16 protein-coding genes are annotated in these 16,472 nt (G+C 68.4%); 9 read left to right on the top strand and 7 right to left on the bottom strand.

Annotation, left to right across the window (positions count from 1 at the left end):
* The first annotated feature begins 190 nt into the window (after nt 1-190).
* Together ACLJRL_RS13065 and ACLJRL_RS13060 are read left to right on the top strand one after the other, a co-directional pair.
* A complete protein-coding gene (locus ACLJRL_RS13065) occupies nt 191-1,489 on the top strand; it encodes an amidohydrolase (RefSeq protein WP_410656398.1) in 1,299 nt (432 codons plus the stop codon).
* Between the two features lie 233 nt (nt 1,490-1,722).
* Complete coding sequence (locus ACLJRL_RS13060; RefSeq protein WP_410656911.1) at nt 1,723-2,556, top strand: DUF559 domain-containing protein; 834 nt, start codon at nt 1,723-1,725, stop codon at nt 2,554-2,556.
* 51 nt (nt 2,557-2,607) lie between these two features.
* Here ACLJRL_RS13060 and ACLJRL_RS13055 read toward each other — a convergent pair whose 3' ends face one another.
* Nucleotides 2,608-3,060 (bottom strand): gamma-glutamylcyclotransferase, encoded by a 453-nt coding sequence (locus tag ACLJRL_RS13055; RefSeq protein ID WP_410656397.1) that lies wholly within the window; start codon nt 3,058-3,060, stop codon nt 2,608-2,610.
* Nucleotides 3,061-3,186: 126 nt separating this feature from the next.
* On the opposite strand from ACLJRL_RS13055, the gene ACLJRL_RS13050 reads away from it, so the two are divergent.
* From ACLJRL_RS13050 to ACLJRL_RS13030, 5 genes are all read left to right on the top strand, one after another.
* Nucleotides 3,187-4,590 carry an NAD(P)H-quinone dehydrogenase gene (locus ACLJRL_RS13050; RefSeq protein WP_410656396.1) on the top strand — a complete coding sequence of 468 codons (1,404 nt, stop codon included), beginning with the start codon at nt 3,187-3,189 and terminating at the stop codon, nt 4,588-4,590.
* 97 nt (nt 4,591-4,687) lie between these two features.
* Entirely contained in the window at nt 4,688-5,158 is a 471-nt protein-coding gene (locus tag ACLJRL_RS13045) for a hypothetical protein (protein WP_410656395.1), read from the top strand.
* Between the two features lie 163 nt (nt 5,159-5,321).
* On the top strand, nt 5,322-5,987 hold the full coding sequence (locus ACLJRL_RS13040) for a class F sortase (protein ID WP_410656394.1): 666 nt from the start codon (nt 5,322-5,324) through the stop codon (nt 5,985-5,987).
* On the top strand, nt 5,984-6,478 hold the full coding sequence (locus tag ACLJRL_RS13035) for a hypothetical protein (protein ID WP_410656393.1): 495 nt from the start codon (nt 5,984-5,986) through the stop codon (nt 6,476-6,478). The genes ACLJRL_RS13040 and ACLJRL_RS13035 overlap by 4 nt, the downstream gene beginning before the upstream one ends.
* Before the next feature lie 99 nt (nt 6,479-6,577).
* On the top strand, nt 6,578-7,177 hold the full coding sequence (locus tag ACLJRL_RS13030; protein WP_410656392.1) for a hypothetical protein: 600 nt from the start codon (nt 6,578-6,580) through the stop codon (nt 7,175-7,177).
* Between the two features lie 76 nt (nt 7,178-7,253).
* Here the strand turns inward: ACLJRL_RS13030 and glpK are convergent, their stop codons facing one another.
* Nucleotides 7,254-8,768 (bottom strand): glycerol kinase GlpK, encoded by a 1,515-nt coding sequence (glpK, locus tag ACLJRL_RS13025; RefSeq protein ID WP_410656391.1) that lies wholly within the window; start codon nt 8,766-8,768, stop codon nt 7,254-7,256.
* 13 nt (nt 8,769-8,781) lie between these two features.
* Nucleotides 8,782-9,537: an MIP/aquaporin family protein gene (locus tag ACLJRL_RS13020; protein ID WP_410656390.1), complete on the bottom strand. Its 756-nt coding sequence runs from the start codon at nt 9,535-9,537 to the stop codon at nt 8,782-8,784.
* A 235-nt stretch (nt 9,538-9,772) separates the two neighbouring features.
* Between ACLJRL_RS13020 and ACLJRL_RS13015 the strand changes: the two genes are divergently transcribed.
* Nucleotides 9,773-11,512, top strand: a complete 1,740-nt coding sequence (locus ACLJRL_RS13015; protein ID WP_410656389.1) for a glycerol-3-phosphate dehydrogenase/oxidase — start codon at nt 9,773-9,775, stop codon at nt 11,510-11,512.
* Nucleotides 11,513-11,579: 67 nt separating this feature from the next.
* Nucleotides 11,580-13,043, top strand: a complete 1,464-nt coding sequence (locus tag ACLJRL_RS13010) for an aldehyde dehydrogenase family protein (protein WP_410656388.1) — start codon at nt 11,580-11,582, stop codon at nt 13,041-13,043.
* 83 nt (nt 13,044-13,126) lie between these two features.
* Here ACLJRL_RS13010 and ACLJRL_RS13005 read toward each other — a convergent pair whose 3' ends face one another.
* Genes ACLJRL_RS13005 through ACLJRL_RS12990 form a run of 4 tightly spaced genes read right to left on the bottom strand, consistent with a single transcriptional unit; the run spans nt 13,127 to nt 16,450 of the window.
* Nucleotides 13,127-13,657: a GNAT family N-acetyltransferase gene (locus ACLJRL_RS13005; RefSeq protein WP_410656387.1), complete on the bottom strand. Its 531-nt coding sequence runs from the start codon at nt 13,655-13,657 to the stop codon at nt 13,127-13,129.
* A gap of 32 nt (nt 13,658-13,689) precedes the next feature.
* Nucleotides 13,690-14,064 carry a DUF1707 domain-containing protein gene (locus ACLJRL_RS13000; protein WP_410656910.1) on the bottom strand — a complete coding sequence of 125 codons (375 nt, stop codon included), beginning with the start codon at nt 14,062-14,064 and terminating at the stop codon, nt 13,690-13,692.
* Between the two features lie 41 nt (nt 14,065-14,105).
* Nucleotides 14,106-14,609: a DUF1707 domain-containing protein gene (locus ACLJRL_RS12995; protein WP_410656386.1), complete on the bottom strand. Its 504-nt coding sequence runs from the start codon at nt 14,607-14,609 to the stop codon at nt 14,106-14,108.
* 53 nt (nt 14,610-14,662) lie between these two features.
* Complete coding sequence (locus tag ACLJRL_RS12990; RefSeq protein ID WP_410656385.1) at nt 14,663-16,450, bottom strand: acetyl/propionyl/methylcrotonyl-CoA carboxylase subunit alpha; 1,788 nt, start codon at nt 16,448-16,450, stop codon at nt 14,663-14,665.
* Nucleotides 16,451-16,472: the final 22 nt, after the last annotated feature.

Here is a 16,472-nt window from a genome sequence, read left to right as displayed (position 1 = left end):
CCCGTAGCCGTTCAACGCAGATCCACTACCGGCCGTCTAGGGCTCCATCACTCGACGAGCGGCTTGTCATCTGCATGGTGCACGATCTATCGCAAATGCGTATCACAGATCGAACGGCACCCAGCGTGCCTTCAGTCACCACTCGTATGGTGGTAGACGAAGGCAACTGTGTTGCGGGAGGAGGTGCGGAGTGACAGTGCTCGATTCACGTCCGGACATTCCAGGCGACCCTGATGGTCGCGTCGTTGCCCCTATAGGAGCGCCCACCGCGCTGATCTCCGAGGCCGGCGTCAGCATGGCACCTGTGGATGATCTAGGTGCCGGCCGTGGCCCCTTCTGGCTCGACGACTGGCTTCGCGCGAACGCCACCGACGTCCTCGCGTGGCGCCGGCACATTCACGCGCACCCGGAACTCTCCCGCCACGAGTTCGCGACCACCGAAATGATCATGTCCCTGCTGCGCTCGGTCGGGCTGAAGCCCTGGGTGCTGCCGGTGGGCACCGGTGTCGTGTGTGACATCGGCAGCGGCGACCGCTGCGTCGCGCTGCGCGCCGACATGGACGCGCTGCCGCTGACCGAGGCCACCGGGCTGCCGTACGCCTCCAAGACCGACGGCGCCGCGCATATGTGCGGGCACGACGCGCACACCGCGATCCTCCTGGGCGCGGCGCGGGCACTGGCCGGCGCGCCGGAACTGCCCGGCCGGGTCCGGCTGATCTTCCAGCCCGCCGAAGAGGTGATGCCCGGCGGTGCGCTGGACATGATCGCCGCGGGCGCGATGGAAGGCGTCGAGCGGATCTACGGGCTGCACTGCGACCCTCGGCTCGAAGTCGGCAAGGTCGGACTGCGCGAAGGCGCGCTGACGTCGGCCGCGGACCTCATCGAACTCCGGCTCACCTCGCCGGGCGGCCACACCTCGCGGCCGCACCTGACCGCCGACCTGGTGCACGCGCTCGGCACGGTGATCACGTCGCTGCCCGCGGTGCTGTCGCGCCGCGTCGACCCGCGCTCCGGGACCGTGCTGGTCTGGGGTGCGGTGCACGCCGGGCAGGCCGCGAACGCCGTCCCGCAGGACGGGGTCCTGCGGGGCACGCTGCGCACCGCGGACCACGACGTCTGGACGATGCTGGAGCCGCTGGTCGCGTCCTCGGTCGAGTCGCTGCTCGCGCCCACCGGCGTCGGGTTCTCGCTCGACTACCGCCGCGGGGTCCCGCCGGTCGTCTCCGACCCGGAATCGACCGCGCTGATGCGCGCCGGTGTCGAAGCCGCGCTGGGTGAGACCGCCGTGGCCGGCACGGAACAGTCGTCCGGTGGCGAAGACTTCGGCTGGTACCTGGAGCACGTCCAGGGCGCCTTCGCGCGCCTCGGCGTGTGGTCCGGCGAAGGCCCGATGGCCGACATCCACCGCCCGACCTTCACCCTGGACGAGCGCTCGCTCCTCTGCGGTGTCCGCACCCTGGTCCACACCGCACTGGCCACCCTCGCCTGACGTCACCACTCACGCGAGTTCCGTCTTCAATCACGCGAGTTCCGCCTCTGTGCACGGATGTTCGCCCTATCGGGTCCGAACATCCGTGCACAGAGTTATCCACAGCCTGAACAAGTTATCCACAGCTCTGAAAATGGCTCTTCCCAAGACTGATCCGGTCTTCGATTCTCGAAGGTGTGATCAACTGGGGAGGACGTCATGGGGCCGTCTTGCGTAGCGAGGCGGACAAGATCTTGGGGCGGCGAGCCGTCATCGAAGGGCTGGCGCGTGGTGTGCTCGCACAGCCTTGGCGAGGCGTGGTCGTCCACGCGGCAGATCTGCTCAAGTTGCCGAGCCTGGCACAGGCGGCACTGCTCGCGGTCGGACAGCCCGCAGTGCTTTCCGGTGCCACATCTCTTGCCCTGCATGGGATTTCGGCTGCAAACGGTACGACAGTCCACCTGACTGTCCCCTACGCGAGACGGGTCGGATCAAGGCCGGGCCTCGTGGTGCACAGGGCGGAATTTCACCCGTCCGATGTTCTCGAACTGGACGAACTCCCGGTGTTCTCATTGGATCGCGCACTGGCCGACTACCTCTGCGACGGCGACAAGCGAACGGCGTTCGCCGCGCTCGAAGAGGCGCTGCACAACCTCGCGCCGAACCACCGGGGAATCCTTCACGCCAATGTCCGGGATCGCATCATCGACCGTCGCGACCGGCGAGGTATCCACAGGGCGCAGATGCTGCTCGCGCTCGCTACAGGTGAGGCCGATTCGCCGCCGGAGAGCATCCTTCGCTTGATCGTCGTGGAGGCCGGGCTGCCGATACCGGTCGCCCAGTACGAGATCGGCACCGTCGATGGGCGGAAGCTGTACGTACTCGACCTCGCGTGGCCCGAGCTGCGTATCGCCCTGGAGTACGACGGCTACGCCGCTCATGAGAGCAGGCAGGGCTACGACGCGGAGCGAGATGCCCGAATGGCGGCGCGTGGGTGGATCACGATCCGCGCGACGGCGGCCGATCTGCGGGATCCACGACGGTTGCTGGCGGAGTTGCGCGGAGCGTTCGAGCGTCGCGCAGCGTGACTCGCGTGATCGGCGGCGGGACTCGCGTGTTTGAAGTCGTAACTCGCGTGATCAGCCGGTGATGCCTGAGCAGGGGCGGGTGCGGAGCGCGTCGACGTAGTCCGTGGGGGCGCCCGCTGTCTCGGCCGCCTCGGCCAGGACACCGAGGTAGCGCGCGGACGGAAGGCCGCCCTCATAGGCGTCCAGCACGTACAGCCAGGCCAGGACGGAACCGTCCATGGTCTGCACGCGGAGCCGGAGCTTGGTGTGCATGCCGAGCTCGCCGCCTTCCCAGCGGTCGAGTCTGTCTTCGTCCAAGGAGATGACGTCGTACAGCACCACGAAGACCCGGGAGCCCGGGTCTTCGACGATGGTCGCGAGCGCACCTTCCCAGCCCAGGTCTTCCCCGCCGAAGGTCAGCCTCCAGCCCTCCAGCCAGCCGGTGCCGGCCATGGGCGAGTGAGGAGCGCGCTCCAACATCTGGGCGGGTTCCATATTTGATCCATACGCGGCATACAACGGCACGGTCACAGCCTAGCGACCCGGCGCTCACCCGGCTGGACGCACATGCCGTGTCCGGCCACTCAATCCGCCCACCGGTCGCCCGCGTACGGTAAACGCAGTCACAACAGCGGTGCGAGGAGGAGACCAGTGACCAAGATCGTGATCATGGGCGGAGGCCCCGCCGGTTACGAGGCGGCACTGGTCGCGGCCCAGCACGGAGCCGACGTCACCATCGTCGAACGCGACGGTCTCGGCGGCGCGTGCGTGCTCTACGACTGTGTCCCGTCGAAGACGTTCATCGCGTCCTCCGGTGCCCTCGCGAACATGCACGACCTCGGCGAACTCGGCATCAACACCGACATGGCCGACACCAGCATCGACCTGCCGACCGTCCACGGCCGGGTGCGGGGGCTCGCGCTCGCGCAGTCCGCCGACATCCGCGCCCGCGTGCAGCGCGAAGGCGTCCGCGTGGTCGTCGGCCACGGCCGGTTCGACGACGACGAGACCGGCCTCGCCACCCACAAGGTCGCCGTCACCGCCCATGACGGCACGACCGAGACACTCGAAGCCGACGTCGTCCTCATCTCGACCGGTGCCACCCCGCGGGTGCTGCCCGGCGCGGTGCCGGACGGCGAGCGCATCCTCGACTGGCGCCAGCTCTACGACCTGCGCGAGCTGCCCGAGCACCTCGCCGTCGTCGGCTCGGGTGTCACCGGTGCCGAGTTCGCCTCGGCCTACACCGAGATGGGTGTCAAGGTCACTGTCGTGTCCAGCCGCGACCGCGTCCTCCCGCACGAGGACGCCGACGCCGCCGCAGTGCTTGAAGAGGTCTTCACGCAGCGCGGCACCACGGTCGCCAAGCAGGCCCGCGCCGACAAGGTCGTGCGGACCGACAAGGGCGTCGAAATCCACCTCGCGGACGGCCGCGTGATCGAAGCCAGCCACGCGCTGATGACCGTCGGTTCCGTGCCCAACACCACCGACATCGGCCTGGAAAAGGTCGGCATCGAAGCGGGCCCGGGCGGCTTCATCGGCGTCGACCGCGTCTCCCGCACCAGCGCGCCCGGCATCTACGCCGCCGGCGACTGCACCGGCGTGCTCATGCTCGCCTCGGTGGCCAGCATGCAGGGCCGCATCGCGATGTGGCACGCGCTCGGTGAAGGTGTCGCGCCGATCAAGCTCAAGACCGTCGCCGCCAACGTCTTCACCCACCCCGAGATCGCGACCGTCGGCATCAGCCAGCAGGCGATCGACTCGGGGGAGGTGCCCGCCCGCACCATCATGCTCCCGCTCGCGACGAACGCCCGCGCGAAGATGGAAGGCCTGCGACGCGGTTTCGTGAAGCTGTTCTGCCGCCCCGCCACCGGTGTCGTCGTCGGCGGCGTGGTCGTGGCACCGAGGGCGAGCGAACTCATCCTTCCCATCGCGCTCGCCGTGCAGAACCAGCTCACAGTGGAACATCTGGCACTGACCTTTTCGGTGTACCCGTCGCTGTCGGGTTCGATCACCGAGGCGGGCCGTCAGCTGATGCGCCACGACGACTTGGACTGATCTTCTCGGACTGATCTTCTCCGCGACGCAACCCGCGCGGGGGTGCCCGCGTCTAGCGCGTGTCGGTGTTTCGTTGACAGCTAGGGGTTTTACCGTGATGCGCAGGGTTCTCGTCGGAGTGATGGCGATCGGTGCGGCGGTGCTGGCGGGGCCGGCGACCGGTCTCGCCCAGCAGCCGCAACCCGAACCCCAGCCCGGTCCCGGCGTCACCGTTCAGCTGAACGACGACACGGCCTACGACGTCGGGCTGGTCAACAAGTACGTGCACGGCGACTTCAACGTCGCGCTGGCGCAGTGCCCCGGCGAAGGACTGAAGGCGCCGAAGTCGACGACGTTCTCTTCGCCGGTGCTGACCGTCGGGAAGTACGACTACGGCCCGCTCATCGGCGTCCCGGCGAACGTGAGCGCGGACGTCGAACTCAAGGCGGGAACGGCTCCGGGCAGCTATCCGCTCACCGTCAACTGTAATGGAAAGCCTTACACCGCAACGTTTTCCGTGCCGCGGAAGCAGGTGAGCGCGATACCTTCGGGTGCCGCCGGTGCCGGTGACGGCAGCATGGCGCCCTGATTTCCGGCACTCACGACCACCCCGCCGTCGATCGCGACCATTTCGTGACCTGGGCGGGCAACCGTCCGGCCGCGCGTGGCGTCTGGCATGCGTGGGGGTGAACACGAGCCGGTCCCGGTCTGGGGGCTGGGGCCGGCTCGTTTCTCAAATGCCGGGGGTGGGAATGAAGTCGACGCGGTTGCGAGGACGGCGAGCGCTGCTGCTGCTCGCGGTCTCCTTGCTGGCCGTGCTGGCGACACTGGCGTTCGTCCTGTCGGGTCCTCGGGGGGAGGGCCAGGCCGCGCCGCCGCCGGCCGCGGGGCAGACGGAAGCGCCGTCGGCCGCGCCGCGCACCGAACCGGAGGCCGAGGGTGGGGCGGCCGGCGAGGGGATGCCGAAGGCCGAACCTGTGTCGATAGACGTGCCGAAGATCGACGCGAAGTCCAGTTTGGTCCCGTTGGGACTCAACGCGGACAACACCGTCGAGGTCCCGCCGGTCACCCGGCCCCTGCAGGCGGGCTGGTACGTGAACGGGCCGACTCCGGGGGAGGTCGGGCCTTCGGTGATCCTCGGGCACGTCGACGGGAACAAGCAGAAGGGCATTTTCTTCCGGCTGAAGGAACTCGCGCCCGGCGACAAGGTCTCCGTCGCCCGCAAGGACGGCACGACGGCCGAGTTCGCGGTCACGAAGGTCGAGAAGGTGCCGAAGGACCAGTTCCCCACCGACGCGGTTTACGGCGACACCAGCGAGCCTGAACTGCGGCTCATCACCTGTGGCGGGGTCTTCGACAAGGCGTCGCACAACTATCTCGACAACGTCATCGTTTTCGCTCGGTTGATCGTGAGGTGAGTTCCCTGACCAGGTATCGGTCCGCGACCGTCCTGCTGGCGGCGTGCGGTGTGGCCCTGGCCGTTCCGTCGGCCGGGTTCGCGCAGGACGACTACCCGTTCCTCGGCCTGTCCCCGCGGCAGTCGAAGGCGGGGGAGGAGATCCTGGTCTCGGTCGGCTGCCCGGGCGGTGACCTGGGCGAGGTGAAGTCGGTCGTGCTGGATCGCCTCGGGAAGTTCGAGGTGACCAACGAAACCCCGGTGATCCAGGGGGCCGTCGCGCATATCAACGATAAGGCGAGGCCCGGTTTTTACGCGATCAAGGCGATCTGCAAGAAGAAGACGATGACGGCGAACCTCGAAATCGTGCCGGCCAAGCCGCCGACTCCGACTTCTGCCAAACCGCCGAAGCCGACGAAATCGACTTCGCCGGTTAAGCCTACTGTGGGCGGTCAGGTGTCGAAGATTCCGGTGGGGGCGCCGCAGACCGGTGGCGGGGCAACTTCTTCCTGAATTTCGCGGAATTGTGCTTTCCCTTGAGATTTCGAGGCAACTCTTTCCCTTTCCCGGACGTGTTCACAAGGCGAGGGCATTCGCACTGAGGGAGAGATCATGGGAATGAAGGGAATTGTCGCGAGTGCGGGTCTGCTCGCGATGGTGGCGGGCGTGTTCATCGCGCCGCAGGCGGCCGCGACCGCGCCTCCGCCGAAACTTTCGGTCAGCCCGGCGAAGGTCGCGCCCGGGCAGGCACTCCGATTCACGGCCAGTTGCTACGGCAACGTCAGCGCCGTGACGTCGCCTGGGCTGGCAGGTCCGGTCACGCTCTATAAGTCGTTCATCGGAGACGGCAAAGCAGGCGGGAAGACCGGCAAGTTCAAGGCGAGTTTCCACTGCGACGGCGGGCCGAACCTGCCTGCCGCGAGCGGGACGGCGACCGTCGAGTTCGAGGTGGTCTGCCTGCCCACGACACCGCCGTCGAGCACCAAGCCCTCGAACACCAAGCCTCTCTCGAGCACCAAGCCGCCGTCGAGTTCCAGCACGCCGCCCAGCAGCGCGCCGTCATCGAGCCCGGCGCCGTCGTCCAGTTCACGCGCCATCGTGCCGGCGGCGCTGACGAAGCCGTGCGGAACTCCGCCCGCGCCGGATAAGAAGCCGCAGGTGAAGGTCACTCCGAAGGGCGCTCCGCAGACCGGTGGCGGCGCGTTCGGCTAGCCCCGGAACGAAGCAAGGGACCTTTGCTCTCACTTCCCGAGGGAGGTGAGAGCAAAGGTCCCTTGCTCTCTCTGGGTCAGTCTTCGTCTTCGACCCAGTCGAAGGTCTTCGTGACCGCCTTCTTCCAGTTCCGGTACTCGGACTCACGGCGGGCTTCGTCCATCGACGGGTCCCACTGCTTGTCCTGCGCCCAGTTGGTGCGGATGTCGTCTTCGCTCTTCCAGAACCCGACCGCGAGACCGGCCGCGTAGGCGGCGCCGAGCGCGGTGGTCTCGTTCACCACCGGGCGGATCACGGGCACGCCGAGGATGTCGGCCTGGAACTGCATGAGCAGCTCGTTGACGACCATGCCGCCGTCGACCTTGAGCGACTTCAGCGGGACACCGGAGTCGGCGTTCATCGCGTCGATCACCTCGCGCGACTGGAACGCCGTCGCCTCCAGGACCGCCCGTGCGAGGTGGCCCTTGTTGACGAACCGGGTGAGCCCGACGATGGCGCCGCGGGCGTCGGAACGCCAGTAGGGCGCGAAGAGGCCCGAGAACGCCGGCACGAAGTACGCGCCGCCGTTGTCCTCGACGCTGCTGGCGTGCTCCTCGATCTCGGCCGCGGTGCCGATCAGGCCGAGGTTGTCGCGCAGCCACTGCACGAGCGAGCCGGTGACCGCGACCGAACCTTCGAGCGCGTAGATCGTGTCGTTCGAGCCGATCTTGTAGCAGACCGTGGTGAGCAGCCCGTTCTCCGACATGACCTTCTCGGTGCCGGTGTTGAGCAGCATGAAGTTGCCGGTGCCGTAGGTGTTCTTCGCTTCACCCGGCGAAAGGCACGCCTGCCCGAACGTCGCGGCCTGCTGGTCACCCAGGATGCCCGCGATCGGGACGCCGGCCAGCGCGCCCTTCTCCCGGACCTTGCCGTACTCCTCCGAGGACGACCGGATCTCCGGCAGCATCGACAGCGGGATCGTCATCTCCGCGGCGATCTCCGGGTCCCAGGCGAGGGTGTCGAGGTCCATCAGCATGGTGCGCGACGCGTTGGTCGGGTCGGTGACGTGGAGGCCGCCGTCCACCCCGCCGGTCATGTTCCACAGCACCCAGGTGTCCATGTTGCCGAAGATCAGGTCACCGGATTCGGCCTTTTCGCGGGCACCGTCAACGTTGTCGAGGATCCACTTGATCTTCGGCCCGGAGAAGTAGGTCGCCAGCGGCAGGCCCACCTTCGCGCGGTAGCGCTCCTGCCCACCGCCGAGCGCACCCAGTTCGTTGACGATCTTGTCGGTGCGGGTGTCCTGCCAGACGATCGCGTTGTACACCGGTTTGCCGGTGGTGCGGTCCCAGACCAGCGCGGTCTCGCGCTGGTTGGTGATGCCGACCGCGACGATGTCGCTCGTGTGCAGGTCCGCCTTGGCGATCGCGCCCCCCGCGACGGCCCGGGTGTTCTCCCAGATCTCTTCGGCGTTGTGCTCGACCCAGCCCGCCTTCGGGAAGATCTGCTCGTGCTCTCGCTGGTCGGCGGCCACGACCCGGCCGGAGTGGTCGAAGATCATGCAGCGGGTCGACGTGGTGCCCTGGTCGATCGCGGCTACGTACGAAGTCATCGAAGCTCCAGTCTCAGGTCAGGTTGTGGACGGCGAGGTACAGCAGGGCGGCCAGGGCACCGCCGGCCAGCGGGCCGGCGACCGGGATCCAGGAGTAACCCCAGTTCGGGTTGGCCTTGTTCTTGATGGGCAGCAGGAACGCGTACGCGATGCGGGGGCCGAGGTCTCGGGCCGGGTTGATGGCGTAACCGGTCGGGCCACCGAGGGACTGGCCGATGACCAGCACGACGAACGCTACACCGGCGTAGCCGAGCGCGGAGTTGCCGAAGGTCGGCGTCCCGCCGTCGGACGTGGCCCCGGCGTAGACCGGGCTGAGCAGGATCCACGCGACCAGCACGAAGGTGCCGATGACCTCGGTGACGAGGTTCCACGCCTTGTTCGGGATCTGCGGGGCGGTCGAAAAGATGCCGAGCGTCTCGTCGCGCTGCGGGTGATCGTCGAACTGCAGTTTGTAGGTGGCCCAGCAGAGCACCGCGCCGAGGATCGCGCCGACCATCTGCCCGGCGATGTAGATCGGGACGTCGCCCCACTCGGTCTTGTCGGCGATGGCCAGCCCGAGGGTCACCGCCGGGTTCAGGTGCGCACCGCTCGGCGCGGCGATGCTGGCACCGGCGAAGACCGCGAACGCCCACCCGAAGGTGATCATCACGACGCCACCGCCGTGGCCGTTGTTCTTTCGCAACACGTGGTTCGCGACCACGCCGTTACCCAGCAGGATCAGGACCGCCGTTCCCAGCAGCTCCCAAACGAATATGGCTCCCACACTCACCGTTCGACCTCCACAATGGACTATCCGCGCAGGGTCGAACACGGTGTGCTACGGCGCCCTTGCCGACCCACGTGCGAGGCACGTTACCGCCGCGTATTTGTTCCTTCCAGGCGTCGGGGGCACCAATCTTTTCAAGATCGACGAGGGTTACGCCACATGTGTCACCCGTGTAACGGACCGGTCGCGGCCGATCGTGCGATGCTGGAGCCACAGCGGCCCCAAGGAGGAATGTCACGTGACAAGCTCTCATCGCGAAGCCGAAAACAGCCCCGCCAGGCTGGGACCGCTCAAGCGGGAAGAGTCGTGGCAGCGCCTGGGCAAGGACAAATTCGACCTGGTCGTGATCGGCGGTGGCGTGGTCGGCGCCGGTGTCGCGCTCGACGCGGCGACTCGGGGCCTGCGGGTCGCGCTGGTCGAAGCGCGCGACCTCGCTTCGGGGACGTCGAGCCGGTCGAGCAAGCTCTTCCACGGCGGGCTCCGTTACCTCGAACAACTCGAATTCGGCCTGGTGCGCGAAGCCCTGCGCGAGCGCGAACTGATGCTGACCACGATCGCCCCGCACCTGGTGAAACCCGTCGCCTTCCTGTACCCGCTGACGCACCGCGTCTGGGAACGCCCGTACACCGCCGCCGGCCTGCTGATGTACGACACGATGGGCGGCGCGCGGTCGGTCCCCGGCCAGAAGCACCTCAGCCGTGCGGGTGCGCTGCGGATGGTCCCGGCGCTGAAGCGGTCCGCGCTGATCGGCGGAATCCGGTACTACGACGCGCAATCCGACGACGCGCGCCACACGATGACCGTCGCCCGGACCGCCGCGCACTACGGCGCCGTCGTCCGCACCTCGACGCAGGTCGTCGGCTTCCTCCGCGAGGCGGACCGCATTTCCGGGGTCCGCGTGCGCGACGTCGAGGACGGCCGCGAGACCGAGATCGAGGCCTCCGCGGTGGTCAACTGCACCGGCGTCTGGACCGACGAACTCCAGCGTCTTTCCGGTGGTCGTGGCCGGTTCCGCGTCCGGGCGAGCAAGGGCGTGCACATCGTCGTCGCGCGCGACCGGATCGTCTCCGAAGCGGGCATGATCCTGCGCACCGAAAAGTCGGTCCTCTTCGTCATCCCGTGGCGCAACCACTGGATCGTCGGTACCACCGACACGGACTGGAACCTCGATCTCGCGCATCCCGCCGCGACGAAGCACGACATCGACTACATCCTCGAACACGTCAACACCGTGCTCGCCACGCCTCTGACGCACGACGACATCGAGGGCGTCTACGCGGGCCTCCGGCCTTTGCTGGCAGGGGAAAGCGAAGAGACTTCGAAGCTTTCGCGTGAACACGCGGTCGCCCGGGTCGCACCGGGACTGGTCGCGATCGCCGGCGGCAAATACACCACCTATCGGGTCATGGCGGCCGACGCCGTCGACGCCGCGGCCGTCGACCTGCCGGGCAGGCCGCAACCGTCCATCACGGACAAGGTGCCCCTGCTGGGGGCCGACGGGTACCACGCGCTGGTGAACCAGGCCGACCACCTGGCCTCGGAGCACGGGCTGCACCCGTATCGCGTCCGCCACCTGCTCGACCGCTACGGCTCGATGGTGCACGAGGTCCTCGCGCTCGGCGAAGGACGGCCGGAACTGCTCAAGCCGCTGGAGCACGCGCCGGACTACCTCGGCGTCGAGGTCGTCTACGCGGCCAGCCACGAGGGTGCGCTTCACCTGGAAGACGTCCTGGCCCGGCGGACGCGGATCTCGATCGAGTACGCGCACCGCGGGGTCGACTGTGCCGCGCAGGTCGCCGCGCTGGTGGGCGAGGTGCTCGGCTGGTCCAAGGAGACGGAAAAGCGTGAGGTCGAGGTCTACCAGGCGCGGGTCGAGGCGGAACGAGAGTCCCAGTCACAGCCGAGCGACGAGGCCGCGGACGCGCTGCGGTCGGCCGCTCCCGAGGCTCGCTCCGGGATCATCGAACCGGTGAGTTGATCCGATCATTGCCTGATCGGGTGAAATTGTCCTAGCGTCGGCCCTCCCTGGGATGGAAGGCGGACTTGTGGTGTTTCTCGACTCGTCGACGTGGACGGACCGGATCTTCGCCGGGGGCTCATGGGTCCCCGGATCCGGGGGGATCCGGAAGGTCACCGAACCCGCGACCGGTGCGGTACTGGGCAGCGTCGGCCTCGCTTCGGCCGAAGACGCCGCGAAAGCAGCGGAAACCGCGGCCGAGGCGCAGCGATCGTGGGCGGCGACGCCGCACGTCCGGCGGGCCGCCGTCCTGCGCGCCGCCGCGCGGTTGTGGGCCGAGCACGCCGACGAGATCCGCTGGTGGAACGTGCGCGAAGTCGGCGCCGTACCGGGGGTGGCCGGATTCTCGCTGCACGTGGCGGAACAGGAGTGCTACGAAGCGGCGGCCTTGCCCAGTCGCCCGTACGGCGAACTCCTGCCGAGTGAAGAACCGCGGCTTTCGATGGCGCGCCGCGTGCCGGCCGGTGTCGTCGCGGTGATTTCGCCGTTCAACATGCCGATCATCCTGGGCATCCGCTCGGTCGCCCCGGCGCTCGCGCTGGGCAACGCCGTCATCCTGAAGCCGGATCCGCGCACCGCCGTCACCGGTGGAGTGGTCCTCGCGCGGATCTTCGAAGAGGCGGGTCTGCCGCCGGGAGTGCTGCAGGTCCTGCCCGGCGGGGCCGACGTCGGCGAGGCGCTGGTGACGCATCCGGCGGTCCGGGTCATCTCGTTCACCGGGTCGACCGGGGCGGGCCGCAAGGTCGGCGAACTCGCGGGCAAGCACCTCAAGCGCGCCCATCTGGAGCTGGGCGGGAATTCCGCGCTCATCGTGCTCGACGACGCCGATGTCGACGAAGCCGCCGGGCTGGCCGCTTTCGGCTCCTTCTTCCACCAGGGCCAGATCTGCATGACCACCGGGCGGCACCTCGTACATGAGCGGCTCTACGACGATTTCGTCGAGCGGCTCGCGGCGAAAGCGGCCGCTCTGCGGGTGGGCGACCCGGCGCGGGACGAGGTCGCGCTCGGGCCCGTCATCGACGCCGGACAGCGGGACAAGATCCACGACCTGGTCACTTCCAGTGTCGCTGCGGGCGCACGGATCGCCGCCGGTGGCGAATACGACCGGCTGTTCTACTCCGCGACGGTGCTCGCCGACGTGCCGCCGACAGCACCGGCGGTCGCCGAGGAGATCTTCGGCCCGGTCGCGCCGGTCGTGCGCTTTTCCGACGCGGAGGAGGCCGTCCGGCTGGCCACCGCGAGCGAGTACGGGCTTTCGCTGGGCATCGTCACCCGCGACGTCCTCAAAGGACTGGAGCTGGCCGACCGCGTCCCGACCGGGATCGTGCACATCAACGACCAGACCGTCAGCGATGAGGCGAACAGTCCCTTCGGCGGCGTCGCCGCTTCGGGTACCGGAAGCCGTTTCGGTGGGGCTGCGGCGAATGTCGAGGCGTTCACCGAGACTCGGTGGGTCACCGTGCGCAGTGCGCCCCCGGGTTACCCCTTCTGACCCCGCCGCGTTTCGTCCTCTAGTTGCGGTGGTTCGCACTACGTACTACCGCAACTAGAGGACGAATTGCGGTGGTTGCGGGGCTAGGCGGTGCGGTGCCAGCGGATGAGGCGTTCCCCGGTCGGGGCCGGGTCCGGTTCGGGCCCGACCAGGGTGAACCCGCATTTGCGGGCGATCGTCGCCGAAATCTCGTTGGTTTCCTCGTAGCGGTAGCTGACCTCGCGCAAGCCGAGTCCGCCGAAGCCGAACCGCAGGGCGGCGTTGAGCGCCGTCGTCGCGACGCCCTTGCCCCGTGACGCCGCCCGCACCCAGACCGACGCCTCCGCGTAGCCGAGGTCGAGGTCGAGGTCCCGCAGGCCGACCTCGCCCAGCAGGTCGCCCGTCGTCGGCTCCGCGACCGCCCAGGAGCAGCGTTCGTCACCGGCCCACTGAGCCACGCGCAGTGCGACGTATTCGGTCGCTTCGTCGAGGTCGCGCAGCCGGTAGTTCAAGACGTACTTGCGGTGCGTCGGGTCGGCGAAGGCCGCGACCAGCGCCGGGCGGTCGTCGAGAGCCTTGTCCGCCCGAAGCTGTCGCAGGTAGTACTCGCCCGCGTTGATCTCCACCGGTTCCACACTTCGAGGGTAACCGGACGGGTCGCGCCGCTTCAGCGGCGGCGGCTCATGATCAGCGCGACGGCCAGCGGGAGCAGGAAGACCAGGAACGTCCCCTTCGTGAAGAAGAACAGCGCGATCGCGACGGCGGCGGCGATCGGCACGGCGCTGGTGGTCAGCCATTTCGTGGGCTGACCACCGCCGTTCGCGGACGCCTGCGCGACGCCGGGCATCGGCGGCAGGGGGAGCAGTGCGCTGGGCCGGGGCGAGGGCAGGTCCGTGAACAGCGGCGCGATGTCGCTCACCTTCTTCGCGGCGCTGACCTTCGCCGAACGGGTGCCGAACTCGTCGAGGTCGAGTCTTCCGGTGCGAACGTGTTCTTCCAACGCTTCGAGCGCGTCCTGGCGTTCGGAGTCGCTCAGCCGCATGTCCGGTCTCTCGACACTCACGTCGCGAGTCTACGGCCGGATCAACCGTCCAGTTCGCCGCGACGGTCCTCGTATCGCCGCCGCATTTCCCGGCGCCGTTGCTTCGCCAGCTTCTGGTGGGCGTTCTCCCAGCCCTTGCCCCAGATACCTTCGCCGACGACGCTGATCCCGATCGGGACGAGGAGGAACCACCAGGTGACGTCGGTGGTGACGATGAGCGCGATCGTGGCGATGAAGAGGAGCGGCAGCAGCGCGCCCAGGATGCGTTGAGCAGGCGAGAGACCACCCCATGGTGGCGGCGTCTGTTCGTCTTCCGTCTTCGCCACGGCGGCCTTGAGCCCGTCGAAGGCGGGGTGTGGTCCGGGCAGGTCGAGGAAGATCTCGGACAGCTCGCCGCGCGTTTTGGCCGCGGTGACCCGAGCGGATCGCTCGCCGTACTCGTCGATGTCGATCCGGCCCACGCTCATGTGTTCGCCGAGCGCGGTCAGTGCGGATTCGCGATCCTGATCACTGATCCGCAGCTGCGGTGACGGAATCTCGCTCACCCTTTCGATGGTAGGCCGAGCGAGGTCCCGTCAACCACGACATCCGTCAGTCTTCAGTCCTTGAGTTCGAAGAGTTGCGTGCCCTGGGTCACCGCGGCGCCGACCTCGACCGAAAGCCCGGTCACGGTGCCCGCCTTGTGCGCGGTGACCGGGTTCTCCATCTTCATCGCTTCGAGCACGACGACCAGTTCGCCGGCTTCGACCTGCTGGCCCTCTTCGACCGCGACCTTCACGATGGTGCCCTGCATCGGCGCGGTGACGGCGTCGCCGCTCACCGCGGCCTTGGTCCCGCCCGCGCGCTTGCGCGGCTTGGCCTTCACGGCCGTGCCGCCGCCGGCGTCGAGCGCGAAACCGCCCGGAAGCGAGACTTCGAGGCGGCGCCCGCCGACCTCGACGACGACGTTCTGGCGGGGCTGCTCCTCTTCGGCCTCGGCGGCTTCGGGGGCGACGAACGGCTCGATGGTGTTCTCGAACTCGGTCTCGATCCAGCGGGTGTGCACGCTGAACCCGTCCTCGTCGCCGATGAAGGCCGGGTCGTCCACGATCGCGCGGTGGAACGGCAGGACCGTCGCCATGCCTTCGGCGACCATCTCGGCCAGCGCCCGGCGGCTGCGCTCGAGCGCGTTCTGCCGGTCGGAACCGGTGACGATCAGCTTCGCGAGCATCGAGTCGAACTGGCCGCCGATGACGGTGCCGGACTCGACACCCGAGTCGACGCGGACGCCGGGGCCGCTCGGCGCGACGAACTTCGTCACGGTCCCGGGCGCGGGCAGGAAACCGCGACCGGCGTCCTCACCGTTGATCCGGAATTCGATCGAGTGACCCCGCGGTTCCGGGTCTTCGGTGATGCGCAGTTTTTCGCCGCGGGCGATGCGGAACATCTCGCGCACGAGGTCGAGGCCCGTGGTCTCCTCGGAAACCGGGTGTTCGACCTGCAGCCGCGTGTTGACCTCAAGGAACGAGATCGTGCCGTCGACGGCGACGAGGTACTCGACGGTTCCGGCGCCGTAGTAGCCGGCTTCCTTGCAGATCGCCTTCGCGGACTCGTGGATGCGCTTGCGCTGCTCGTCGGTCAGGAACGGCGCGGGCGCCTCCTCGACCAGCTTCTGATGGCGGCGCTGCAGCGAGCAGTCGCGGGTGCCGACGACGATCGCGTTGCCGTGCTGGTCGGCGAGAACCTGCGCCTCGACGTGCCGCGGCTTGTCCAGGTAGCGCTCGACGAAGCATTCGCCGCGGCCGAAGGCGGAGATCGCCTCACGTGTCGCGGATTCGAACAGTTCCGGGATCTCTTCGCGGGTGCGCGCGACCTTCAGGCCGCGGCCACCGCCGCCGAAGGCCGCCTTGATCGCGACCGGCAGGCCGTGTTCGTCGGCGAAGGCGATGATCTCGTCGGCGTTCGCGGCGGGGTCCTTCGTGCCGGGCACCAGCGGGGCACCGGCGCGCAGCGCGATATGCCGCGCGGTGACCTTGTCGCCGAGGTCGCGGATTGCCTGCGGGCTCGGCCCGATCCAGGTCAGCCCGGCGTCGATCACGGCCTGCGCGAAGTCCGCGTTCTCGGACAGAAACCCGTAACCCGGGTGGACCGAGTCCGCGCCCGACCGCTTGGCGGCGTCGAGCAGCTTGTCGAAGACGAGGTAACTCTCCGCCGCGCTCGTGCCGCCGAGGGCGAAGGCCTCGTCGGCGAGACGGACATGGGGTGCGTCACGGTCCGGTTCGGCGTAGACGGCGACGCTGGCCAGACCGGCGTCCTTCGCTGCCCTGATCACCCGAACCGCGATTTCGCCACGGTTCGCGATCAGGATCTTGGTCACCGGACCACCTGTGCCGGCCTGCTCGGTCACGCCGTACCTCCTGCGTTCGCGC

This window comes from Amycolatopsis sp. lyj-112, assembly GCF_046549055.1.
Classification (GTDB): domain Bacteria; phylum Actinomycetota; class Actinomycetes; order Mycobacteriales; family Pseudonocardiaceae; genus Amycolatopsis.
Note: the sequence above shows the minus strand (reverse complement) of the source record. Positions and strands in the feature narration are given on the sequence as shown.